This is a genomic window from Stenotrophomonas sp. YJH_SMC_36 (genome assembly GCF_059369935.1).
Map to the genome: position 1 here is coordinate 668,044 of NZ_JCAFTD010000001.1, position 22,572 is coordinate 690,615.

Below are 22,572 nucleotides of genomic sequence, written 5' to 3' on the forward strand. Positions count from 1 at the left end.
GATTTGATGATGACCACCTCGCCGCTGCTGCCATTGACCGCTGCTGACCTGCCTCCGCTCGCCCCCGAGCTGGTGCTGATCGGCAGCGCCTTCGCCCTGATGATCCTCGACCTGTTCGTCAGCGAGCGGAACAAGATCGTCACCCACCTGTTCTCGGTTGCTGCACTGGCCGTCGTGCTGTTCATGCTGGCGACCGGCGTGGGCGGGCAGGGAGAGGTCTTCCATGGCATGTTCGTGCGCGATACCGCCGCGGACGTGATGAAGACCGGGATCGTGCTGCTCAGCGGCCTGACCCTCGTGTACGGCTGGCGCTACCTGCGCGACCGCAACCTGTTCCAGGGCGAGATCCCGGTGCTGATCCTGTTCGGCACGGCCGGCATGATGATCCTGGTCTCGGCCGGCAGCCTGCTGATGGTCTACCTGGGCCTGGAACTGCTGGCGCTGTGCTCGTATGCGCTGGTGGCCAGCAACCGCGACAGCGGCCTGGCCTCGGAAGCGGCGATGAAGTACATCGTGCTCGGTTCGCTTGCCTCCGGCCTGCTGCTGTATGGCATGTCGCTGATCTACGGCGCCACCGGCAGCCTGCACCTGGACGTGATCCGCGATGCCGTCCCGCATTCCGAAGAGCGCGTGCTGCTGATCACCGGCGCGGTGTTCATGATCGCGGGCGTGGCCTTCAAGCTGGGTGCGGCACCGTTCCACATGTGGCTGCCGGACGTCTACCAGGGTGCGCCGGCGCCGATCGCGCTGTTCATCAGCTCGGCACCGAAGCTGGCTGCGTTCGGCATGGCCTACCGCCTGCTGGAAATGGGCGTGGGTCCGCTGTCGACCGAGCTGCAGCTGCTGATCGCCGGCCTGGCCGCCGTATCGCTGGTGATCGGCAACCTGATGGCGATCGCGCAGAGCAATCTCAAGCGCATGCTGGCGTTCTCCACCGTCTCGCACATCGGCTTCCTGCTGATGGGCATCGCCGGTGGTGGCTCGCAGGGCTACGCTGCCGCGCTGTTCTATGCGCTGGCCTACGCCATCATGTCCACCGCCGCCTTCGGCGCGATCATCGCGCTGTCGCGTGCCGGCTTCGAGGCCGAGAACATCGAGGACTTCAAGGGCCTGAACGCCCGCAACCCGTGGATGGCCGGCCTGGTGCTGTGCATCATGGCGTCGCTGGCGGGCATTCCGCCGTTCCTCGGCTTCTGGACCAAGCTGGCGGTGCTGGGTGCGGCCGTCAACGGCGGCCTGCTGTGGCTGGCGATCCTCGGCGTGCTGTGCGCAGTGGTCGGCTGCTTCTACTACCTGCGGGTCATCAAGGTCATGTACTTCGATGAGCCGGTGGGCGAGGCCATTCCGCGCGGCAACGATCGCGTGCTGGGCCTGGTGCTGGGCGTGAACGCGCTGGCGCTGCTGGCCCTGGGCCTGGCCTGGAACCCGATCATGGTCTGGTGTCAGCAGGCTTTTGCGCATCTTGCATAAAAGTTGACACAAAGCTGCGCGATTCGTGTAATATGCGCAGCCTGAGTTGTCACTGCAGCGGTTCAGCCAGAACATCGTTGCGACATCCCCCTCGTCAGGGTGGGGCAGCAGCTCAAACACTTCCGGTGCGGGGTGGAGCAGTCTGGCAGCTCGTCGGGCTCATAACCCGAAGGTCGCAGGTTCAAATCCTGCCCCCGCTACCAACATCGGGCCGGCGCCATCCGGCTTGATGAATGAGGTAAAGCTTGCGTTTATTGCAGTTATGCCTCATGATTCCGCTTCTGATGCGGGGTGGAGCAGTCTGGCAGCTCGTCGGGCTCATAACCCGAAGGTCGCAGGTTCAAATCCTGCCCCCGCTACCAAGTAAAGAGATCGCCTTCGAAGTCCTGCTTCGAAGGCGTTTTTCTTTGAGGTCTGTGTGCTTTCCACGTGTTCGGGGTCAGATCCCTTTTTCCGTGGAAAAGGGATCTGACCCGGGTCCCTGCCTTGCACCAGCGCGGTGCAGCCGCTATCATCATCGGCCTAAGCAGTACCCCTGAAGGCGGCGCTCCCCTGGGGAGACCTCACCCGGAAGGAGGGCTCGCAACATGCCTTCGCGGCGTGCTGCAACCGGAATCCAGTCACCGGAGTCTTTCCGGAAAAAGGGGCCCTGCGGGCCCTTTGTCGTTTCCGGGGCGTCATGTTCACGCCGGCCATGGCCGGCACCCAACCAAGAGATCAAGGCAGGCTGTGAGCGACAAGGCAACCGACATCGCGAATCTGCTCGCCCCGACCGTTGTGTCGCTGGGCCTGGAGCTGCTGGGCGTTGAGTATCTGCCGGCCCCCGGCGGTGCGACCCTGCGCCTTTACATCGACGTTCCGCTGGCTGAACAGCCCGAGCGCATCATCAATGTCGACGACTGCGAGCGGGTCAGCCGCGAAGTGTCGGCGCAGCTGGACGTCGAAGACCCGATCAGCGGCAACTACACGCTGGAAGTGTCCTCGCCGGGCGTCGATCGTCCGCTGTTCAACCTGGAGCAGTTCACTCGCCACCTGGGGGAGTCGGCCAAGGTCACCCTGAAGCTGCCGCAGGACAACCGACGTCGCCTGCAGGGCCGTATCGAAGCGACCGACGAGGCGGCGGGCACCATCACCTTCATCGTCGACAAGGCCGAAGTGGTCGTGTCGGCGGACAACATCGACAAGGCACGGATCCTGCCCGACTGGGTGGCGCTGGGGCTGGCCCCGAGCAAGCCGACCGGTCCGGCACCGAAGCGTCCGAAGCCGAACAAGAATTCTTCTTCCAACGAGCCGGCGGCAAAGAAGCCGCGCGCGGAGTGAGCCAATGAGCAAGGAACTGTTGCTGGTAGTCGACGCGGTCGCCAACGAGAAGGGCGTGCCGCGTGAAGTGATCTTCGATGCCATCGAGGCCGCCCTGGCCTCGGCAGCGAAGAAGCGCTATCCCGACGAGGAAGTGCTGACCCGCGTGGTCATCGACCACAAGGATGGCAGCTACGAAACCTTCCGTCGCTGGGAAGTGGTGGCTGATGACGTGGTCATGGAGTCGCCCGACCGCCAGATCCGCCTGATGGACGCCATCGATGAAGCCGAGGGCGTGGACGTCGGCGATTACATCGAAGAGCAGATCGAGAACCCGGACTTCGGCCGCATCGCCGCCCAGGCCGCCAAGCAGGTGATCGTGCAGCGCGTTCGCGAAGCCGAGCGCCAGCAGGTCGTGGACGCATGGAAGGACCGCGTCGGCGAGCTGATCACCGGTGTGGTCAAGCGTGCCGAGCGTGGCAACATCTACGTCGACCTCGGCGGCAACGCCGAAGGCTTCATCCCGAAGGACAAGGGCATTCCGCGCGACGTGCTGCGCGCCGGTGACCGCGTCCGCGGCTACCTGGCCGAAGTGCGCTCGGAGCCGCGTGGCCCGCAGCTGTTCATCAGCCGCGCCGCACCGGAGTTCATGATCGAGCTGTTCAAGCTGGAAGTGCCGGAAGTCGGTCAGGGCCTGGTGGAAATCAAGGCCTGTGCCCGCGATCCGGGCGACCGCGCCAAGATCGCCGTGCTGGCCCACGACCAGCGCACCGATCCGATCGGTGCCTGCATCGGCATGCGCGGTTCGCGCGTGCAGGCGGTGTCCAACGAGCTCAATGGCGAGCGCGTGGATATCGTGCTGTGGAACGACAACCCGGCAAACTTCGTCATCAATGCGATGGCGCCGGCCGAGGTGCAGTCGATCATCGTCGATGAGGACAAGCACTCGATGGATCTGGCCGTTGCCGAGGACCGCCTGGCCCAGGCGATCGGCAAGGGTGGCCAGAACGTGCGCCTGGCCAGCCGCCTGACCGGCTGGCAGCTCAACGTGATGACCCAGGACCAGGTCACCGCCAAGTCGGAGGCCGAGCAGGCTTCGGCCCGCCAGCTGTTCATGGACAAGCTGGAAGTGGACGAGGAGATCGCCGGCATCCTGGTCAGCGAAGGCTTCGGCACCGTCGAGGAAATCGCTTATGTCCCGGTCGGCGAACTGCTGGCCGTGGAAGGTTTCGACGAGGATATCGTCGAAGAGCTGCGCGCTCGTGCCCGCGATGCGCTGCTCAATGAGGCCCTGGCAGTCGAGGAAGGCCTTGAAGACGGCCAGCCGGCGCAGGACCTGCTGTCCCTGAAGGGCATGGACGAAGCCACCGCGTATGCGCTGGCCGGCCACGGCGTGCGCACCAGCGAGGATCTCTCCGACCTGGCCGCCGACGAGGTCGTGGACTTCGGCATCGAAGGGCTGGACCAGGAGCGCGCCGCCGCGCTGATCCTGGCCGCGCGTGCCGAGGAGATCGCCCGACTGGAACGCGGCGAATGAGCCGGCAATGAACAGGGCCCTGAGCCGCTCAGGGCGTAGAATCCGCGCCACCTCCAGATGCGGGGGGGCGCCCACAAGATCATAGGATCCGAATGTCGCAGCAAACCACCATCCGCAAGCTTGCCGAACTGGTCAACACACCGGTCGAAAAACTGCTTGAACAGCTGGCCGGTGCCGGCATGAAGTTCAGCGGTCCCGACCAGGTCGTGACCAGCACCGAGAAGGTGAAGCTCCTGGGCTTCCTTCGTCGTTCGCACGGCAAGCCCGAGCAGGCGCCGGAAGAGACCGATCAGTCTGCAAAGAAGATCACCCTCAACCGCCGTAAACAGCAGGAAGTGACGGTCAATTCCGGTCGCAGCAAGACGACCGTGAATGTCGAGGTGCGCCAGAAGCGTACCTACGTCAAGTCCGATGGTGGTCGTGCGATGACTCCGGACGAAGAGCGCGCCGACATCCTGCGCAAGCTGGAAGAGTCGCGCGCCCGCAACCTCGCCGAACAGCAGGCATTGGCCGAGAAGGACCGTCTGCGCGACGAGGCCATCGTCCGTGCACGCGAGGAAGAGATTGCCGCCAAGGAGCGTGCCGAAGCCGAGAAGAAGGCTGCAGAGGAAGCAGCGGTTGCCGCCAAGGCCGCCGAGGCGCTGGCCGCCAGCCAGCCGAAGACGCGCGCTCCGATCGACGAAACCGCACCGCGTCCGCCGCGTACCCCGGCCGCAGCCCCGGCTGCCCCGCGTGGCGCTCCGCCACGCAGCGAGGACCGCAACAACCGCAGCGCGCCGCGCAACGAGCGTGGCCCGGGCGATCGTTTCTCCGGCCAGATGCACCTGTCGGCCGCCGACCGTGCACGTCGTGGCAACAGCAACAGCACGACCCGTGGTCGTCCGGGCGGCCGGAACCAGGCCGGCGGCCGTCGCGACATGTCGCGCGGTGGCAGCAACGCCGGTCCGCATGCCTTCGAACGTCCGACCGCACCGGTCGTGCGTGAAGTGGCGATCGGCGACACGATCACCGTGGCCGACCTGGCGCAGAAGCTCGCGCTGAAGGGCGGCGAGGTGGTCAAGGCGCTGTTCAAGATGGGCGTGATGGCCACCATCACCCAGTCCATCGACCACGACACGGCGGCGCTGGTGACCGAGGAACTCGGCCACAAGGCGATCCGTGCCAACGACAACGACGCCGAAGACGCACTGCTGGCATCGACCGGTGAAAACCAGGGCGAAGCCGTGCAGCGCCCGCCGGTGGTCACCATCATGGGCCACGTCGACCACGGCAAGACCTCGCTGCTGGATTACATCCGCCGCACCAAGGTCGCCACCGGCGAAGCCGGCGGCATCACCCAGCACATCGGTGCGTACCACGTGGATACGCCGAAGGGCGTGATCAGCTTCCTGGATACCCCGGGCCACGCAGCCTTCACTTCGATGCGTGCCCGCGGTGCCAAGCTGACCGATATCGTGGTGCTGGTGGTCGCTGCCGATGACGGCGTGATGCCGCAGACCAAGGAAGCGATCCAGCATGCCCGTTCCGCCGGCGTGCCGCTGATCGTGGCAATCAACAAGATCGACAAGTCCGACGCCGATCCGATGCGGGTCAAGAACGAGCTGCTGACCGAGCAGGTCGTGGCCGAAGACTTCGGTGGCGACACCCAGATGGTGGAGATCTCGGCTAAGACCGGCCTGGGCATCGACGACCTGCTGGACGCCATCTCGATCCAGGCCGAACTGCTGGAGCTGAAGGCTGTCGATGAAGGCCGCGCGTCCGGCGTGGTGATTGAATCGTCGCTGGACAAGGGCCGCGGCCCGGTCGCCACCGTGCTCGTGCAGCAGGGCCGCCTGAAGAAGGGCGATTACCTGGTGTGCGGCATCCAGTACGGCCGCGTGCGAGCGCTGTTCGACGAAACCGGCAAGCAGCCGGAGTTCGCCGGCCCGTCCATCCCGGTGCAGGTCCTGGGCCTGTCCGGCGTGCCGGAGGCCGGTGACGACTTCGTGGTGGTCGAGGACGAGCGTCTGGCCAAGGACGTTGCCCAGCAGCGTGAGACCAAGCGCCGCGAGTCGCGCCTGGTCGCCACGGCGGGCAGCCGGATGGAAGACATCATGGCGACCCTGGGCAAGGGTGAGGGCCAGCAGGTCCTCAACCTGGTCATCAAGGCCGACGTGCAGGGTTCGGTGCAGGCGCTGAGCCAGGCCCTGGTCGCTCTGTCCAACGACGACATCCGCATCAACGTGATCCACTCCGGCGTGGGCGGCATCACCGAGTCGGACGCCAATTCGGCTGCCGCCTCCAAGGCCACCGTCATCGGCTTCAACGTGCGTGCGGATGCTTCGGCCCGTCGCATCATCGAATCCAACGGCGTGGACCTGCGTTACTTCTCGATCATCTATGACGTGATCGATCAGGTGAAGCAGGTGGCCTCCGGTCTGCTGGGCGTGGAGATCCGCGAAGAGATCATCGGTATCGCCGAGGTCCGCGATGTCTTCCGCAGCTCCAAGCTGGGCGCCGTCGCCGGCTGCATGGTCATCGAAGGCGTGGTCAAGCGCAGCAAGCCGATCCGCGTCCTGCGCGACAGCGTGGTGGTGTTCGAAGGCGAGCTGGAATCGCTGCGTCGCTTCAAGGAAAACGTCGAGGAAGTCCGCAACGGTACCGAATGCGGTATCGGCGTGAAGGCTTACAACGACGTCAAGCCGGGCGACCAGATCGAGTGCTTCGAGCGCATCGAAGTGCCGCGTACCCTGTAATGCTGCAACGGACCGGCCCTCGCGGGCGGGTCCACCCCTGGTGGCGCCCGACCCCGGTCGGGCCGTCTCTCCCGGTAGGGCCCGACCTTGGTCGGGTCACATTCAATTCAAGAGCCCGACCGCGTGCCCAAGACTTTCCATCGAACCGACCGTGTCTCCGCCCAGCTGCGCCGTGAACTCGGCACCCTGGTGCACAACGCCGTGCGCGAGCACGGGTTGCCCTCGGTGAGCGTGTCCGACGTGGAAATCACCCGCGACATGGCCCATGCCAAGGTCTTTGTCACCGCGCTGATGCCGGAACGTTCGGCCGAAGCGGTGGCCGGCCTGAAGGAACTGGGCTATCGCCTGCGCATGGACCTGGCCCGGGCGATGAAGCTGCGTCACGTGCCGGAGCTGCATTTCCATTACGACGACTCCGTTGATCGGGGCGAGCACATCGACAACATCCTGCGCGATCTGCCCGACACCGTGGCTGCCGAGAAGCGCCGCGAAAGCGACGAAGAATAACCGCGCGACGCCGGGCATGCCCGGCGTTGCTGCATTCCGGCTGCGCGATGTCTGATGCAGGCCGCGCCGCGCGCTTGCCGGGCATGGTCCGGCGCTACACCCGTATCTGTCATGACCCGAATTCAGTTCCGCCGCCTGGACGGCATCCTGCTGCTCGACAAGTCGACCGGCATGAGCTCCAACGCTGCCCTGCAGGTGGCGCGCCGCCTGTTCCGTGCCGAGAAGGGCGGGCATACCGGCAGTCTCGACCCGCTGGCCACCGGCCTGCTGCCGTTGTGCTTCGGCGAGGCGACCAAGATCGCCGGCCTGCTGCTGGGCTCGGCCAAGGCCTATGACGCCGAGATCGTGCTCGGCCAGACCACCGACACCGATGACGCCGAAGGCGAGGTGCTGCTGCAGCGCCCGGTGCCGCAGATCACTGCTGACGTCCTGCAGGCCGCGCTGGCACAGCTGACCGGCAGCATCCGCCAGCGGGCCCCGATCTATTCAGCGCTGAAGCAGGGAGGCGAGCCGCTGTACGTGAAGGCCCGCCGCGGCGACGCCATCGAGGCGCCGGAGCGGCAGGTCCAGGTGCATGCCATCGAGGTCCTGGAACAGCAGCCCGAGCGGCTGCGCCTGCGCGTCACCTGTGGCTCGGGTACCTACATCCGCAGCCTGGCGCGTGATCTCGGCGAGGCGCTGGGCTGTGGTGCGCACATCAGCGCCCTGCGCCGGCTGTGGGTGGAGCCGTTCCGCGAGCCGGCGATGGTCACCCTGGACCAGCTGCGGGCCATGGTCGAAGCGGGCGACCTGGCGGCCATGGATGCGCTGCTGCTGCCGCTGGCCGACGGTCTGGCCGGGTATCCGCGGGTCGAGCTGGACGCCGGCCAGACGCAACGGTTCTGCATGGGGCAGCGGTTGCGCGATGCCGGCTGGCCGCGCGGTCTGGTGGCGGTGTTCGGTCCGGACGCCGCTGTCCAGGGCCTCGGTCAGGTCGATGACAGTGGCCTGTTGGCCCCGCAGCGCCGCTTCAACCTCTGAGCAGGGCGGGGCGGTTCAGCCCCGGTCCTTGTCCCCGGAGCCCCTGGCCGTTACAATTTCGCGGCCATTTTCTGGCAGCCTGCCCCGCGCAGGTTTCATCCCTGTAGTCCACGGCGAGCCTGGCGGTGCGCGAAGCGCGTTCCTGCCGGCCACGCATCACTGAGAAAAAGACATGTCGATCGACACCCAGAAGGTCATTGAAGACAACAAGCGCAGCGCCGCCGACACCGGCTCCCCGGAAGTCCAGGTGGCCCTGCTGACCGCCCGCATCGAACTGCTGACCGGCCACTTCAAGACCCACAAGAAGGATCACCACAGCCGCCGCGGCCTGCTGCAGATGGTCAACCGCCGTCGCAGCCTGCTCGACTACCTGAAGAAGAAGGACGTCGAGCGTTACAAGGCCCTGATCGAGAAGCTTGGCCTGCGTCGCTAAGCAACGAATCCCCCGCGGCGCAGCGATGCGCCGCGGTTTTGTTTTGTAGTACCGCAATCCCCGATTCAGGCCGGAACGATCCGGTCACCCGCTGGCGGCAAGGGTCGCCGACGGTCCAAATTCGCAGACAGCATCCCCAAGGACACCCTCCGTGGCAAAAATCACCAAAACCTTCCAGTACGGCAAGCACACCGTCACGCTTGAGACCGGCGAAGTCGCCCGTCAGGCCAGCGGCGCCGTCATCGTCAAGATGGACGACACCGTACTGCTGGTCACCGCCGTCGCCGCCAAGAGCGCGCGCGAAGGCCAGGACTTCTTCCCGCTGACCGTCGACTATCAGGAGAAGTTCTACGCCGGCGGCCGCATTCCGGGTGGTTTCTTCAAGCGCGAAGGCCGTGCGACCGAGAAGGAAACCCTGATCTCGCGTCTGATCGACCGTCCGATCCGTCCGCTGTTCCCGGAAGACTACAAGAACGAAGTGCAGATCATCGCCACGGTGATGTCGCTGAACCCGGACGTGGACGGTGACATTCCGGCCCTGATCGGTGCTTCGGCGGCCCTGGCTCTGGCCGGCACTCCGTTCATGGGTCCGATCGGCGCTGCCAAGGTCGGTTACAAGAACGGCGAGTACATCCTGAACCCGACCGTCAGTGAACTGGCTGACTCGCAGCTGGAACTGGTCGTTGCCGGTACCTCCAACGCCGTGCTGATGGTCGAATCCGAAGCCGCGCTGCTGTCGGAAGAAGTGATGCTGGGCGCCGTGACCTTCGGTCACCGCGAAATGCAGAAGGTCATCAACGCGATCAACGAGCTGACCGTCGAAGCCGGCACCAAGCCGTCGACCTGGGAAGCCCCGGCCAAGAACGAAGCGCTGATCGCCGCCCTGAAGGAAGCCATCGGCCCGCGCCTGGGCGAAGCCTTCCAGGTGCGTGACAAGCTGCAGCGTCGCGATGCCATCTCGGCGATCAAGAAGGACGTGGTCGAAGCCCTGGCCGGCCGCGTGGCTGCCGAAGGCTGGAACCCGGCCGAGCTGTCGAAGGAATTCGGCGAACTGGAATACCGCACCATGCGCGACTCGGTGCTGGACACCAAGGTCCGCATCGACGGCCGTGCGCTGGATACCGTCCGCCCGATCTCCGTGAAGACCGGCGTGCTGCCGCGTACCCACGGCTCCTCGCTGTTCACCCGCGGCGAAACCCAGGCCATCGTGACCATCACCCTGGGCACCGCCCGCGACGGTCAGGTCATCGATGCCGTTGCCGGTGAGTACAAGGAAAACTTCCTGTTCCACTACAACTTCCCTCCGTTCTCGGTGGGTGAGTGCGGCCGCATGATGGGTCCGAAGCGCCGCGAGATCGGCCACGGTCGCCTGGCCAAGCGCGGCGTGCTGGCTGTCATGCCGTCGCTGGAAGCCTTCCCGTACACCATCCGCGTCGTCTCGGAAATCACCGAGTCGAACGGTTCCTCGTCGATGGCCTCGGTCTGCGGTTCGTCGCTGGCCCTGATGGACGCCGGCGTGCCGGTGAAGGCCCCGGTGGCGGGTATCGCCATGGGTCTGGTCAAGGAAGGTGACCGCTTCGTCGTCCTGTCCGACATCCTGGGCGACGAAGATCACCTGGGCGACATGGACTTCAAGGTGGCCGGTACCGCTGAGGGCATCTCCGCCCTGCAGATGGACATCAAGATCGAAGGCATCACCGAAGAGATCATGAAGCAGGCGCTGCAGCAGGCCAAGGCTGGCCGTCTGCACATCCTGGGCGAAATGGCCCACGGCCTGACCGCTCCGCGTTCGGAACTGTCCGACTACGCGCCGCGCCTGCTGACCATCAAGATCCACCCGGACAAGATCCGCGAAGTGATCGGCAAGGGTGGCTCGACCATCCAGGCCATCACCAAGGAAACCGGCACCCAGATCGACATCCAGGATGACGGCACCATCGTCATTGCCTCGGTCAACGCGATCGCTGCCCAGGCCGCCAAGGCCCGCATCGAGCAGATCACCTCGGACGTCGAGCCGGGCCGCATCTACGAAGGCAAGGTCGCCAAGATCATGGACTTCGGCGCGTTCGTCACCATCCTGCCGGGCAAGGACGGCCTGGTCCACGTCTCGCAGATCTCCAGCGAGCGCGTCGAGAAGGTCGGCGACAAGCTGAAGGAAGGCGATGTGGTCAAGGTCAAGGTGCTGGAAGTCGACAAGCAGGGCCGTATCCGCCTGTCGATGAAGGCCGTGGAAGAAGGCGAGGGCGCCAGCGCCGAATGATCGACCCACGGTCGATCACGGCAGGTGTCAACCCGGGTTGAGCACCGCCGCTGACATCGCTGGAATGAGAAAGCGGGCTTCGGCCCGCTTTTTCTTTGTCCGGCATCCTGAGCGGGCTTGCCGCTATGCTGTTGTCATGGACCTCCTGCGCCTGCTCGACCTGGACATCGACCGCCCGGCGCAGCGCGTGAGCCGGGCCGGTGAGGCCCTGCCCATCAGTGGCCTGAGCTGGACCCTGTTCGACGTGCTGCTTGCACACGGCACCCGTGTAGTGGATTTCGACACGTTGGCGGCCCAGGTCTGGGCACCTGCGGTGGTTGGTGAGGATGCGGTCAGTCAGCGGGTGAAACTGCTGCGGCAGGCACTCGGCGATGACAGCCGTCGGCCGCGCTACATCCGTTCGGTGCGCGGGCGCGGCTATCAGCTGTGCGCCGCACCGATACCGATGGCACCGCCGCCAGTGATCGGATCGTCACGAGGGCGCTGGTGGTGGGCTGCAGCGCTGGTGGCGGTGGGCGGGTTGGCGGTGGCGGTGCTGGCGTGGCCGGACCAGGCTCCGCCCGCCGCAGCGACGTCCCTGCTGCAGCGCGCGGACTATTACGCCGGCATCGGCCAGGCGAGCAACAACGAACGCGCGATCGCCCTCTACCGCCAGGCACTCCAGGTCGATCCAGAATCCAGCGCGGCCCGGCGTGGGCTGGCACGTGCATTGTCGGCGCAGGGATGCCTGTTCAACGGTTCTCCGCAGCAGATGCGCGAAGCGCTGGCGCTGGCCGACTCCGAACGTGCACGAGCGCCGCATGACGGTGCCACGTACGCCCTGCGCGGGTATGCGCATGATTGCCTTGGGCGGATGGACGATGCGGTAGCCGACTACGCGCGCGCGATCCAGCTCGATCCTGCGGACGAGCGCACCCGCGCATCGCTGGCCTACCTGCAGCAGGAGCAGGGCTACCTGTCGCTGGCGCTGCGCGCCAACCTCGCGCTCAAGGCACCCGAACGCATCCGCTTCCGTGATGTGCAGGTGGCGCGCGAAATGGAACTGCTCGGTTTCACCCAGGCGGCAGCGCAGCGCCATGCGCGCAACTTCCAGCTTTACCCGGACAACGTGTTCGCCAACATCGCGTGGCCGCGCAGCCTGTACGTTGCCGGGGCCGCCGGGCGCGCCCGGGAGGAGCTGGCCATCGCATTGACGCGTGGCACACCACACCCCCAGCTGCTGCGCCTACAGGGAGAACTGGCATTGCTGGCCGGTGACACCGCGGCGGCGGCCGAGGCGTTCGCGACGGCGCACCGGCTGCGGCCGCAGCAATCGTTGGGAGAGACGCTGGCGGGCCTGTACGGATCGACGGCCATCGATCCGGCATGGGCACGTGCGCGATTGCAGCGCCTGCCGGCGGGGAGTGGTGATGGTTGGGCCGATGCTGCGCTCGAGCGGGCTCTGCTGTTGCAGTCGGTGGGTGATGCGAAGGCCGCCGTGGCCGCGCTGCACCAAGCGGTGGACGATGGCTTCCGCGATGCGGCATGGCTGCGTGCCACGCCGCTGTATGCTCCGCTGCGCAGCGCGCCGGAGTGGGAGCCGCTGCTGGCGCGTATCGATGCGGATGTCGCCAGGCAGCGCGCGCAGGTCCTCGCCGCCGCATGGCGACCCTCCGATCTGTCCGGTCTCAGCGCAGTGCCGGAAGCAGGAACTCAGTGAGAATCCGCCGCGACTGCGGATGGGCGAAGCTGCGGTTGTAGGCTTGGCTGGTGACTACGGCCACGGCATTCCTGTCAGGAATCAGGAAGACATAATTGCCGCCGTTGCCGGACATCGCCCACACGGTCCGCTGCCTGCCCTGCACCGTCAGCTGCAGGCCCCACCATTGGTAGCCGTACTCGCTGCCATCGCCAGTGCGGGCCTGTGGCTGGATCATTGCAGCGATGAAATCACGGGGAACCAGTTGCCGGCCATTGCCGCGCCCCTGATCCAGCACCAGCTGCCCCAGCCGCGCCAGGTCGCGGCTGCGGTAGCGCGTGCCGCCGCCTCCCATTCCGATGCCCTCCGGTGAACGGTTCCAGTGGCTCTCGGTGATGCCCAGCGGACGCTCCAGTGCCCGGGCGGCATAGTCCGACAGTGGCATGCCGGTGGCCCTCTCGAGCACGGCGCCGAGCACGAACGAGTCGGCCGTACAGTACGCGAAGGAACGGCCATGAGGGCTGTCCTCCGGTCGCTGCATCCAGGGCGCGAAGCCCTTCACCGGCAGGGACAGGGCGAAGTCCAGCCAACGCTCGCTCACGTACATGCGCTCTTCGTGGCCGCTCGAGAATGGGTTCTCGTCGTCGCATTCCCACAGGCTGCTCATGGTCAGCAGATCCTGCAGGGTGATGGCGCGCAGGCGCGGGTCGACGACGTGGCGCGCGGTGAATCCGGGGAAGTAGTCGTAGACCCGGGCCTGCACGCCCGGCAGCGCCCCCTCGCCGATGGCGGCGCCGATCAGCAGTGCTGTCACGCTTTTGCTGGCCGAGCGCACATCGTGCAGGGTGCCCGCGTCCGCGCCGTTGAAGTAGCCCTCGTAGACGACGTTGCCGTCGACCTGCAGCAGCACGCTGCGGATCTGCTTGAGGTCATCGCGGGCGATGGCCTGCTCCAGGGCGGGCAGGCGGACGGAGGCAGGCGTTGCGGCGCCGGTGGTGTGGGGTATGAATGCCAGCAGCAGAAGGAGGAAGGGCATCAACGGACGCATGGTCGGGCTCCATCGGAAAGGAGACTGGATTGAGCCCGGTCCTTCGCTGAAGTGCTGGAAGCGTGTCTGAAGAATTCTGAAGGGCCAGTACCGGCGACGGCAGCGCGCTGTCCTGCCGTGGGGCGTCAGGGACATGCCGATGTCATCCTGCGGGCGTCCGTGCCTGTCCAGTGGACGACATTCGATGAAGCCGCGCCGGGGCGTGATCGGTTTGCTACCGTGGCTGCGCCTTCGAACCGGGAGATCCCATGTTCCGCCAGCCCCTGGCCGTCCTTGCCGTACTCGTCACCGCTGCCGTGCCCGGCGCAGTGCACGCTGCGCCGGCGCAGTCGCCGATCTTCGGCGCCTACTACCCCGGTGGCTCGGCCGGGCGCTATCCGGTTTCGAGCATTCCAGCCGAGCGCCTGACGCATCTGTTCTACGCGTTCTCCACCATCGAAGACGGCCGATGCGTGATCGGTGCGGACGCATCGAAGAACGTTGCCGAGCTGGCTGACCTGAAAAAAGCGCATCCGCATCTGCGCACGCTGATCTCGATCGGCGGCTGGGGCGCCGGTGGGTTCTCCGATGCCGCGCTGACCGAAGCCAGCCGCAGGCGCCTGGTCGACTCCTGCATGACACTGTTCTTCGAACGGCACGCAGGCAGCTTCGACGGCGTGGACATCGACTGGGAGTTCCCGGTCAGTGGCGGCCCGAGGGAACTGGCGCATCGTCCGCAGGACCGGGCCAACATGACGCGCCTGGCGCAGGCGTTCCGTACCGCGCTCGATACGTACGGGCGCAGGGCAGGGCAGCCGATGCTGCTGACCGCCGCGCTGGCCGCTGGCCGGCTGCAGACCGATGGCCCCTATGATCCCGCCGCCAGCTACGACCTGCCGGCGCTGGCCCGGATACTCGATTTCATCAACCTGATGAGCTACGACATGGGTACCGGTTTTTCGGCCGTGTCGACCTTCAACGCGCCATTGCATGAAGTGCCGGCCGACCCGCTGGCGCCGGAACTGCGGCGCTGGAACAACGTGGCCGGTGCGGTGCAGTACTACCGCGAACATGGCGTGCCGGCGGACAAACTGGTGCTGGGCGTGCCGTTCTACGGGCGCGGCTTCAAGGTGACCGGGGAGACTGCCGACGGCCTGTACCAGGCTTACAGTGCGCCGGCCGATGCCGGCGACTGGCGGGTGATCAAGGCGCGTTACCTCGATCAGCCGGGCTGGACCAGGCACTGGCACCCGCAGGCGCAGAGCCCGTGGTTGTACAACCCGCGGGAGAACGTCTTCATCAGCTATGAAGACCCGCGTTCGATCGGCCTGCGGGCGCAGGTCGCCCGCGAACAGGGGCTGGCCGGTGTCTTCATGTGGGAGCTGACCGGCGACGATGAACAGGCCAGCCTGCTCAACGCGATGCTGGCGCCCTGGCACAAGGCCCGCGTGGGCGATTGAAGGCGCCGCGCTCCGCCGGCATGGCCCGGCGGGGCGGTCAGTCGGCCCAGACGCTGTTGGGGTCGCCGTTGCGCGCCCGGCGTTGGCTGGCCAGCGCCAGGCGCGCAAAGCCGAAGGCCATCGCCAGGGCGACGGCGTCGATCCAGAACAGCGGCCAGTGCCCGGCAGCGGCGGCACGCCACAGCCAGTCACCGTTCAATGCACCATGCAGGACCGGCACCAGCGCGGTCGCGGCCGCAGCGGCCCACAGCAGTTCCCGGGCAGCCTGTGCGGGCCTGCGCAGGAATGCCCACAGCGCGCACGCGGCCCAGCTGCTGAAACAGGCCCAACGGATGCCCGGGTCGACCGCCGCGGGTGCTGCGCGTTCGAGCACCAGCGCCACCACGAACGCCAACGAGATCGCCACGCACAGGCCGATGCAGACACCGACGGTGGCACGCGCCATGTTGACGGCCGCACGCGACTGCTCGGGCTGGCGTCGCTTGCGTCGCGATTCGATCCACAGCAGGTTGCCGGAATAGAACAGGAAGGCGCCGCCGAGCCCCATCAGGAAGTACAACCAGACCACCACGCCGTTGCCGAACTCACCGAAATGAAGCGCATAGGCGGCGCTCAGCGTAGCGTGATTGGCATCGCGCTGGCCCGGCAGCTGCGTGGCCAGCACGTCGCCGGTGGCCACGTCCAGGGCGACCGCCCCCAGCGGGCCCAGCGTGCCGGTGGATTCGCCGGTGATCTCGATGGTGGCCTTTGCGTCGCCACCATTGGCCAGTTTCAGATAGGCCGGTTCGAAGTTGGCCACGCCCTGGGCGCGGGCCACTTCCAGGGCGCGCGCATGCAGGACCTGCAGGCTGCCCGGCGGTGCCGGAACGCCGCTGGCCTCGCGCACCGGAGCGGTATCCATCGCGGTCGGCACGGCCTGCAGCAGTTTGCCATCGAAGATCAGCGGATTGAGCAGTGCCATCTGTACGAACGCCAGGCAGAGCAGGGCGCCGGTAACGGCGAACATCAGATGGAAGGGCAGACTGAGCACGCCGATCACGTTGTGCGCATCCTGCCACTGCTGCTTGAGGTTGCGGCCCGGGCGCAACGCGAACAGGTCACCCAGCAGTTTCGGCAGGTGGATCACCAGGCCGCTGAGCAGGGCCATGCCGTACAGCAGGCTGACGATGCCCATTACATACACGCCGGCCACCGGCAGGCCCAGGCTGTAATGCAGCTCGTTGACCAGTTCGGCCAGACCGGTCTGCGGCGGCGTCGGGCTGCCGGCGGTGTGTCCCGGCCACGCATAGCGCCAGCTGCCGTCATCGGTCTGCCAGTAGGCCAGCGGCTGCGGATGGTCGGTGCCGGGGAAGGTCATGCCGACATGGCGGCGTGCCTCCGCGTGGGCTGCCAGCACGTCCTCGAGCAGGTGCTGTGCGTCATCCAGGTCCGCGGGCAATGCCGTCGCCGCGCCCGGCGTCTGCCACAACGGCAGGTCATGGTGGAAGAGGGTCAGGGCGCCTGCATAGAAGGCCACGAACAGGCCAAAGCCGGCGACCAGGCCGACCCAGGTGTGCAGGGTGGTGAACGTTCGCAGCGTCTGCGAGGAGAACTTCATGGGGACGGTCTCATTGCACCGCACCGGCCAGGCGCAGCAGGCCGAGCACGGCGAAGCCGGCGCCAGCACTGCCGGCCAGGGCCAGCCAGGCGTGCGCGGCGCGGCGGAAGCTGAACGCCCAGAGGGCGGCCAGCATCCACAGCGGGATGAAGGCGATCAGGGCCGGTACCAGGGCGTGCTGCCATGGGCCGGGCGGCAGCCAGGCCACCAGTCCGGTGGCGGCCGCGGCCAGCAGGAAGCCGGCGAAGATGCCGGCGAGGGCGCGGGCCCACATCAGCGCGGCTCCGCGCCGGGGCGGTGCCAGGCGGCGATGGCCGGCAGCAGCATCGCCGCCAGCATCCAGGTGCACAGCATCGCCACCAGCCCGGCGGCGAAGCCCAGTTCGGCCATCCACAGCCACAGTGCGGCCGCAGCGGCAACCAGGCCGATCTGTCGGCCAAGCCGGCCAGCCCGGCGCAGGCGCGGCCAGCGGCAATGCGGCGAGGCGGCATAGAAGGCCGTCGCCGAGAACATCGCAGACAGCACGCCCAGGCTGCAGAAGCCGAGCGTGGAAAGGCCGACAGTGATCATTGCCGGCAGCCTGCGCGGCGCGAGGGCGGCGAACGCGGGACACGGGCGGGGCCGGCGTAGGCCGGTCGGAGCGGGTGGCGCATCACGAGGTCCTGGGGGAAAGCGGGCAGGCTGGCACGGGGCGGGCTGCCTGGATATGGTAATCATTGCGATTTCAAGCTGCCAGCGACGGCCATTCAGGGGCGCGACGGGGAGTGCTTGGGCTTTCCCGCGCACTGGTCTAAAATCGCAGTCATTATCCTGACTGGAACAAGGTGGCCCGCGCCCAGCGCCGGCCGAGCGTGCGACATGAGCACTACCACCGCCCACGGTTGACCTGCCCCCGAAGGCCCTGCGTTCCAGGCGCCCTCGCGGCGCTTTTTTATTGCCCGGGCGCCTGCCCGGAGCCGCTTTCCAGCCCGCAGCGCGGGCCCCCGCACGAAGCCACTGCGATGATCAACATTACCCTTCCCGACGGCAGCCGCCGCGAGTTCGAAAACCCCGTCAGCGTCATGGACGTCGCCCAGTCGATCGGTGCCGGCCTGGCCAAGGCGACCATCGCCGGCTCGGTCGATGGCGTGCTGGTCGATGCCAGCGACGTCATCGATCACGATGCCAGCCTGCGCATCATCACCGCCAAGGACGAGGAGGGCGTGGAGATCATCCGCCACTCCTGCGCCCACCTGGTCGGCCATGCCGTCAAGCAGCTGTACCCGGACGTGAAGATGGTCATCGGCCCGGTGATCGCCGAGGGCTTCTACTACGACATCTACTCCGAGCGCCCGTTCACCCCGGACGACATGGCCGCGATCGAGAAGCGCATGGGTGAACTGATCGCCCAGGACTACGACGTCATCAAGAAGATGACGCCGCGCGCGGAAGTGATCGAGATCTTCAAGGCGCGTGGCGAGGACTACAAGCTGCGCCTGATCGAGGACATGTCCGACGACATCCAGGCCATGGGCATGTACTACCACCAGGAGTATGTGGACATGTGCCGTGGCCCGCACGTGCCGAACACGCGCTTCCTGAAGGCCTTCAAGCTGACCCGCATTTCCGGTGCGTACTGGCGTGGTGACGCGCAGAACGAGCAGCTGCAGCGCATCTACGGCACCGCCTGGGCCGACAAGAAGCAGCTCGATGCCTACATCAAGCGCATCGAGGAAGCCGAAATGCGCGACCACCGCCGCATCGGCAAGCAGCAGGACCTGTTCCACCTGCAGGAAGAGGCGCCGGGCCTGGTGTTCTGGCACCCCAAGGGCTGGGCGCTGTGGCAGGTGGTCGAGCAGTACATGCGCAAGGTCTATCGCAACAGCGGCTATGGCGAAGTGCGCTGCCCCCAGATCCTGGACGTGAGCCTGTGGAAGAAGTCAGGTCACTGGGACAACTACCAGGACAACATGTTCTTCACCGAGTCGGAGAAGCGCACCTACGCGGTCAAGCCGATGAACTGCCCGGGCCACGTCCAGGTGTTCAACCAGGGCCTGCACAGCTACCGCGACCTGCCGATCCGCTACGGTGAGTTCGGTTCCTGCCACCGCAACGAGCCCTCCGGCGCACTACACGGCATCCTTCGCGTGCGCGGCTTCACCCAGGACGACGGCCATGTGTTCTGCACCGAGGCGCAGATCGAATCCGAGGTGACCGCCTTCCACCAGCAGGCGCTGGCGGTCTACCGGCACTTCGGCTTCGAGGAGATCCAGATCAAGATCGCGCTGCGGCCGGAATCGCGGCTGGGCGATGACGCCACCTGGGACAAGGCCGAGGGCGCACTGCGCTCGGCGCTGGCCAGCTGCGGCGTGGAGTGGCAGGAACTGCCGGGCGAGGGCGCCTTCTACGGCCCGAAGATCGAGTACCACCTGAAGGACGCCATCGGCCGTACCTGGCAGCTGGGCACGATGCAGGTCGACTTCATGATGCCCGGCCGCCTGGGCGCCGAGTACGTGGACGAGAACAGCCAGAAGAAGCACCCGGTCATGCTGCACCGGGCGATCGTCGGCTCCATGGAGCGTTTCATCGGCATCCTGATCGAGCACCATGCCGGCCAGTTCCCGGCCTGGCTGGCGCCGACCCAGGTGGTGGTGGCCAACATTACCGACGCCCAGGCCGACTACGTCTCGGGCGTGACCAAAACCCTTGCGGAGCAAGGCTTCCGCGTCAGCTCGGATTTGCGTAACGAGAAGATCGGCTATAAAATCCGCGAGCATACGTTGCAGCGCGTGCCCTACCTGCTGGTCATTGGTGACCGCGAGAAGGAAAATGGGGCTGTGGCGGTGCGTACGCGTTCTGGCGAAGACCTGGGCAGCATGAGCCTGCAGGCCTTCATCGAGCGGCTCCAGGCCGAGGGCGCGTAAGCAAAGGTCCGGTCCGGGGGCACAGGCACCCGGACCGGTTCGATACCCTTGGGAGAACGTAATATCAGCACCCCTGACAACAAACAGAACCGCAAGAATCAGGAAATCCGTGTGCCGCGCGTCCGCGTGATCGGCAGTGACGGAGAAATGATCGGCGTGTTGTCGCGCGACGAAGCGCTGTCCATGGCCGAAGATGAAGGCCTGGACCTGGTCGAAATCCAGCCGCAGGCCGATCCGCCGGTCTGCAAGATCATGGACTTCGGCAAGTTCAAGTTCGAAGCGCAGAAGAAGGCCAGCGAGGCCAAGAAGAAGACCAAGCAGGTCGAGATCAAGGAAGTGAAGTTCCGTCCGGTCACGGACGAGGGCGACTACCAGATCAAGCTGCGCAAGATGCGCGGGTTCCTTGAAGAAGGCGACAAGATCAAGGTCAACATCCGTTTCCGTGGCCGTGAAATGAGCCACCAGGAACTGGGTCGCGAAATGGCCAACCGGATCGAGACCGATCTGGGCGAGGACATCGTCATTGAATCCCGTCCGCGCCTGGAAGGGCGTCAGATGGTCATGATGATCGCGCCGAAGAAGAAGACCTGAGGCCTGACGGGCCGCCTTCCGGGGCGCCTGGCTGAATGGTTCAGGGTAAGGGGACGCCACTGGCGTCCCTTTGCTTTTGCAGGATGCCGGTGAAATGCCGGCGCAAGGGGTGCTGGGGCTGGTGGCAGGGCGGTTTTGCCTGTATCATGCCCGGCTCGACCCACCCAGGACGGGTCGTACGCCGATCATGGCAGGACGGAAAGAGCGGCCCAGGCCGCCGCCAGATCAGTCAGAAACCAGGGTCAAATCCCATCAAGGACATTGCAATGCCCAAGATCAAGACCAACCGGGCAGCGGCCAAGCGTTTCCGCAAGACCGCCTCGGGCAAGTACAAGTGCGGCCACGCCAACCGTAGCCACATCCTCACGAAGAAAGCGACCAAGCGTAAGCGTAATCTGCGTCAGACGGGCCATGTCCGTGCAGAAGACGCAGGCCGTCTGGACCGCATGCTCCCTTACCTCTGAGGAACTGAAAAATGGCACGAGTTAAGCGTGGCGTACAGGCGCGTCGCCGCCACAAGAAGATTCTGGATCTCGCCAAGGGCTATTACAACGCCCGCCGCAAGGTCTTCCGCGTCGCCAAGCAGGCGGTCATCAAGGCACAGCAGTACGCCTACATCGGCCGTAAGCAGAAGAAGCGCAACTTCCGTTCGCTGTGGATCACCCGCATCAATGCGGCTGCCCGCATCAATGGTCTGAGCTACAGCCGCTTCATGAACGGCCTGCTGAAGGCCGGCATCACCCTGGACCGTAAGGTCCTGGCTGACATCGCCGTGCACGACGCAGCCGGCTTTGCCGCGCTGGCCGAAAAGGCCAAGGGCGCGCTGGCGGCATAAGTCCTTCCCGATGCCGTTGCCGTTCATCCGGAACGGTGTCAGGTCAAGGCAATGCATGGGGAAGGGCGCAAGTCCTTCCCCATTCTTTTTTGGGTCCCGGCGTGGCCACGGCGACGCGGGGACGGCGGTGGCGACAGGGGTCGGCCCTTCGCCTGCCGCGATGGCAGATCGACTGGAGTTCCGGCCCCCCATGAGCGACATCCAATCCCTCACCACCCAGGCGCTGGCCGAGGTGGCTGCTGCACAGAGCCCCGACGTGCTGGAGCAACTGCGCGTGGCCCTGCTCGGCAAGAGCGGCAGCATCACTGCGCAGCTCAAGCAGCTCGGCGCCCTGCCGGCCGACGAGCGCAAGGCCGCCGGTGAAGCGATCAACCAGGCCCGCGACGCACTGACCCGCGCGCTGGGCGAGCGCAAGGCGCTGCTGGAGGATGCGGCACTGGATGCGCGCCTGGCCGCCGAAGCCATCGACATCACCCTGCCGGGCCGCAATGGCGAACGCGCCGGCCTGCACCCGATCACCCGTACCCTGGAGCGCATCACCGGCATCTTCGGCCGACTGGGCTACGAGTTGTCGGAAGGGCCGGAGATCGAGGATGACTGGCACAACTTCGAGGCGCTGAATTTCCCGCCGCACCACCCGGCGCGCGCCATGCATGACACCTTCTACTTCGGTGACGGCCGCCTGCTGCGTACGCACACCTCCGGTGTGCAGGTGCGCTACATGGGCAACCATGCGCCGCCGCTGCGCATGATCGCCGCCGGCAAGGTGTACCGCAGCGACAGCGACCAGACCCACTCGCCGATGTTCCATCAGGTGGAAGGCCTGCTGGTGGACGAGCACTCGACCTTCGCCGACCTGAAGGGCACGCTGGCCGAATTCGTCCGTGCCTTCTTCGAGCGCGACTTCGAGATGCGCTTCCGTCCCAGCTACTTCCCGTTCGTCGAGCCCGGTGCGGAAGTGGACATCGCCTGGCAGCAGCCCGATGGCAGCACCCGCTGGCTGGAAGTGCTCGGCTGCGGCATGGTCCATCCGAACGTGCTGCGCAGCGTCGGCATCGATCCTGAGCGCTACACCGGTTTCGCCTTCGGCATGGGCGTGGAGCGTTTCGCGATGCTGCGCTACGGCGTCAACGATCTGCGCGCGTTCTTCGAGAACGATGTGCGCTTCCTGAAGCAGTTCGCGTAACGCATTCGGCAACGCCGGGCCCAGCCTGGCGGAC

Annotated in this window: 19 protein-coding genes and 2 tRNA genes; 17 read left to right on the forward strand and 4 right to left on the reverse strand. The window is 66.3% G+C overall.

The window, feature by feature from the left end:
* Window positions 1–9: 9 nt before the first annotated feature.
* The 11 genes from nuoN (at window position 10) to AC5P76_RS02940 (ending at window position 12,960) form a co-directional block, all read left to right on the forward strand.
* Window positions 10–1,470 (forward strand): NADH-quinone oxidoreductase subunit NuoN, encoded by a 1,461-nt coding sequence (gene nuoN, locus AC5P76_RS02890; RefSeq protein ID WP_253118684.1) that lies wholly within the window; start codon window positions 10–12, stop codon window positions 1,468–1,470.
* A 126-nt stretch (window positions 1,471–1,596) separates the two neighbouring features.
* Window positions 1,597–1,673 (forward strand) — tRNA-Met (locus tag AC5P76_RS02895).
* Window positions 1,674–1,755: 82 nt separating this feature from the next.
* Window positions 1,756–1,832 (forward strand) — tRNA-Met (locus tag AC5P76_RS02900).
* Window positions 1,833–2,199: 367 nt separating this feature from the next.
* The gene (gene rimP, locus AC5P76_RS02905; RefSeq protein ID WP_053518672.1) at window positions 2,200–2,790 is read left to right on the forward strand and encodes a ribosome maturation factor RimP; all 591 of its coding nucleotides are present in this window, start codon (window positions 2,200–2,202) and stop codon (window positions 2,788–2,790) included.
* A 4-nt stretch (window positions 2,791–2,794) separates the two neighbouring features.
* On the forward strand, window positions 2,795–4,306 hold the full coding sequence (nusA, locus tag AC5P76_RS02910) for a transcription termination factor NusA (protein ID WP_053518673.1): 1,512 nt from the start codon (window positions 2,795–2,797) through the stop codon (window positions 4,304–4,306).
* A 92-nt stretch (window positions 4,307–4,398) separates the two neighbouring features.
* Window positions 4,399–7,041 carry a translation initiation factor IF-2 gene (gene infB / locus AC5P76_RS02915; RefSeq protein WP_065181857.1) on the forward strand — a complete coding sequence of 881 codons (2,643 nt, stop codon included), beginning with the start codon at window positions 4,399–4,401 and terminating at the stop codon, window positions 7,039–7,041.
* 123 nt (window positions 7,042–7,164) lie between these two features.
* Complete coding sequence (rbfA, locus tag AC5P76_RS02920; protein ID WP_053518676.1) at window positions 7,165–7,548, forward strand: 30S ribosome-binding factor RbfA; 384 nt, start codon at window positions 7,165–7,167, stop codon at window positions 7,546–7,548.
* Between the two features lie 111 nt (window positions 7,549–7,659).
* On the forward strand, window positions 7,660–8,568 hold the full coding sequence (gene truB, locus AC5P76_RS02925) for a tRNA pseudouridine(55) synthase TruB (protein ID WP_253118685.1): 909 nt from the start codon (window positions 7,660–7,662) through the stop codon (window positions 8,566–8,568).
* Window positions 8,569–8,740: 172 nt separating this feature from the next.
* Entirely contained in the window at window positions 8,741–9,001 is a 261-nt protein-coding gene (gene rpsO, locus AC5P76_RS02930; protein WP_005417886.1) for a 30S ribosomal protein S15, read from the forward strand.
* 151 nt (window positions 9,002–9,152) lie between these two features.
* On the forward strand, window positions 9,153–11,261 hold the full coding sequence (pnp, locus tag AC5P76_RS02935) for a polyribonucleotide nucleotidyltransferase (RefSeq protein ID WP_053518678.1): 2,109 nt from the start codon (window positions 9,153–9,155) through the stop codon (window positions 11,259–11,261).
* Between the two features lie 136 nt (window positions 11,262–11,397).
* Window positions 11,398–12,960 (forward strand): winged helix-turn-helix domain-containing protein, encoded by a 1,563-nt coding sequence (locus AC5P76_RS02940; RefSeq protein ID WP_253118686.1) that lies wholly within the window; start codon window positions 11,398–11,400, stop codon window positions 12,958–12,960.
* Here the strand turns inward: AC5P76_RS02940 and AC5P76_RS02945 are convergent.
* Window positions 12,929–13,987: a serine hydrolase domain-containing protein gene (locus AC5P76_RS02945; RefSeq protein WP_197571686.1), complete on the reverse strand. Its 1,059-nt coding sequence runs from the start codon at window positions 13,985–13,987 to the stop codon at window positions 12,929–12,931. The two genes, AC5P76_RS02940 and AC5P76_RS02945, sit on opposite strands and share 32 nt — an antisense overlap.
* A 248-nt stretch (window positions 13,988–14,235) precedes the next feature.
* Here AC5P76_RS02945 and AC5P76_RS02950 point away from each other — a divergent pair, with 248 nt between their 5' ends.
* Complete coding sequence (locus AC5P76_RS02950; RefSeq protein WP_253118687.1) at window positions 14,236–15,426, forward strand: glycoside hydrolase family 18 protein; 1,191 nt, start codon at window positions 14,236–14,238, stop codon at window positions 15,424–15,426.
* A 37-nt stretch (window positions 15,427–15,463) separates the two neighbouring features.
* On the opposite strand, the gene AC5P76_RS02955 is transcribed toward AC5P76_RS02950, so the two are convergent.
* Genes AC5P76_RS02955 through AC5P76_RS02965 form a run of 3 tightly spaced genes read right to left on the reverse strand, consistent with a single transcriptional unit; the run spans window position 15,464 to window position 17,593 of the window.
* Entirely contained in the window at window positions 15,464–17,023 is a 1,560-nt protein-coding gene (locus AC5P76_RS02955; RefSeq protein ID WP_128988813.1) for a PepSY-associated TM helix domain-containing protein, read from the reverse strand.
* Between the two features lie 10 nt (window positions 17,024–17,033).
* Window positions 17,034–17,297 (reverse strand): hypothetical protein, encoded by a 264-nt coding sequence (locus tag AC5P76_RS02960; RefSeq protein ID WP_053518684.1) that lies wholly within the window; start codon window positions 17,295–17,297, stop codon window positions 17,034–17,036.
* On the reverse strand, window positions 17,297–17,593 hold the full coding sequence (locus AC5P76_RS02965; protein WP_053518685.1) for a hypothetical protein: 297 nt from the start codon (window positions 17,591–17,593) through the stop codon (window positions 17,297–17,299). The genes AC5P76_RS02960 and AC5P76_RS02965 overlap by 1 nt, the downstream gene beginning before the upstream one ends.
* 431 nt (window positions 17,594–18,024) lie before the next feature.
* Here AC5P76_RS02965 and thrS point away from each other — a divergent pair, with 431 nt between their 5' ends.
* The 5 genes from thrS (at window position 18,025) to AC5P76_RS02990 (ending at window position 22,538) form a co-directional block, all read left to right on the forward strand.
* Window positions 18,025–19,926 carry a threonine--tRNA ligase gene (gene thrS / locus AC5P76_RS02970; RefSeq protein ID WP_065175534.1) on the forward strand — a complete coding sequence of 634 codons (1,902 nt, stop codon included), beginning with the start codon at window positions 18,025–18,027 and terminating at the stop codon, window positions 19,924–19,926.
* Between the two features lie 48 nt (window positions 19,927–19,974).
* A complete protein-coding gene (gene infC / locus AC5P76_RS02975) occupies window positions 19,975–20,517 on the forward strand; it encodes a translation initiation factor IF-3 (protein WP_079222586.1) in 543 nt (180 codons plus the stop codon).
* Window positions 20,518–20,783: 266 nt separating this feature from the next.
* Complete coding sequence (rpmI, locus tag AC5P76_RS02980; RefSeq protein ID WP_005410436.1) at window positions 20,784–20,981, forward strand: 50S ribosomal protein L35; 198 nt, start codon at window positions 20,784–20,786, stop codon at window positions 20,979–20,981.
* Between the two features lie 11 nt (window positions 20,982–20,992).
* The gene (rplT, locus tag AC5P76_RS02985) at window positions 20,993–21,352 is read left to right on the forward strand and encodes a 50S ribosomal protein L20 (RefSeq protein WP_005410435.1); all 360 of its coding nucleotides are present in this window, start codon (window positions 20,993–20,995) and stop codon (window positions 21,350–21,352) included.
* 190 nt (window positions 21,353–21,542) lie between these two features.
* Complete coding sequence (locus AC5P76_RS02990) at window positions 21,543–22,538, forward strand: phenylalanine--tRNA ligase subunit alpha (protein ID WP_164150613.1); 996 nt, start codon at window positions 21,543–21,545, stop codon at window positions 22,536–22,538.
* Window positions 22,539–22,572: the final 34 nt, after the last annotated feature.

Bases quoted from the DNA above. Each gene is read 5' to 3' on its own strand.
- AC5P76_RS02990 (WP_164150613.1), top strand. From the start codon at position 21,543: ATGAGCGACATCCAATCCCTCACCACCCAGGCGCTGGCCGAGGTGGCT.
- rplT (WP_005410435.1), top strand. From the start codon at position 20,993: ATGGCACGAGTTAAGCGTGGCGTACAGGCGCGTCGCCGCCACAAGAAG.
- rpsO (WP_005417886.1), top strand. From the start codon at position 8,741: ATGTCGATCGACACCCAGAAGGTCATTGAAGACAACAAGCGCAGCGCC.
- AC5P76_RS02960 (WP_053518684.1), bottom strand. From the start codon at position 17,297: ATGTGGGCCCGCGCCCTCGCCGGCATCTTCGCCGGCTTCCTGCTGGCC.
- nuoN (WP_253118684.1), top strand. From the start codon at position 10: ATGACCACCTCGCCGCTGCTGCCATTGACCGCTGCTGACCTGCCTCCG.
- AC5P76_RS02945 (WP_197571686.1), bottom strand. From the start codon at position 13,987: ATGCGTCCGTTGATGCCCTTCCTCCTTCTGCTGCTGGCATTCATACCC.
- AC5P76_RS02940 (WP_253118686.1), top strand. From the start codon at position 11,398: ATGGACCTCCTGCGCCTGCTCGACCTGGACATCGACCGCCCGGCGCAG.
- thrS (WP_065175534.1), top strand. From the start codon at position 18,025: ATGATCAACATTACCCTTCCCGACGGCAGCCGCCGCGAGTTCGAAAAC.
- AC5P76_RS02955 (WP_128988813.1), bottom strand. From the start codon at position 17,023: ATGAAGTTCTCCTCGCAGACGCTGCGAACGTTCACCACCCTGCACACC.
- truB (WP_253118685.1), top strand. From the start codon at position 7,660: ATGACCCGAATTCAGTTCCGCCGCCTGGACGGCATCCTGCTGCTCGAC.
- infB (WP_065181857.1), top strand. From the start codon at position 4,399: ATGTCGCAGCAAACCACCATCCGCAAGCTTGCCGAACTGGTCAACACA.
- AC5P76_RS02950 (WP_253118687.1), top strand. From the start codon at position 14,236: ATGTTCCGCCAGCCCCTGGCCGTCCTTGCCGTACTCGTCACCGCTGCC.
- rpmI (WP_005410436.1), top strand. From the start codon at position 20,784: ATGCCCAAGATCAAGACCAACCGGGCAGCGGCCAAGCGTTTCCGCAAG.
- nusA (WP_053518673.1), top strand. From the start codon at position 2,795: ATGAGCAAGGAACTGTTGCTGGTAGTCGACGCGGTCGCCAACGAGAAG.
- AC5P76_RS02965 (WP_053518685.1), bottom strand. From the start codon at position 17,593: ATGATCACTGTCGGCCTTTCCACGCTCGGCTTCTGCAGCCTGGGCGTG.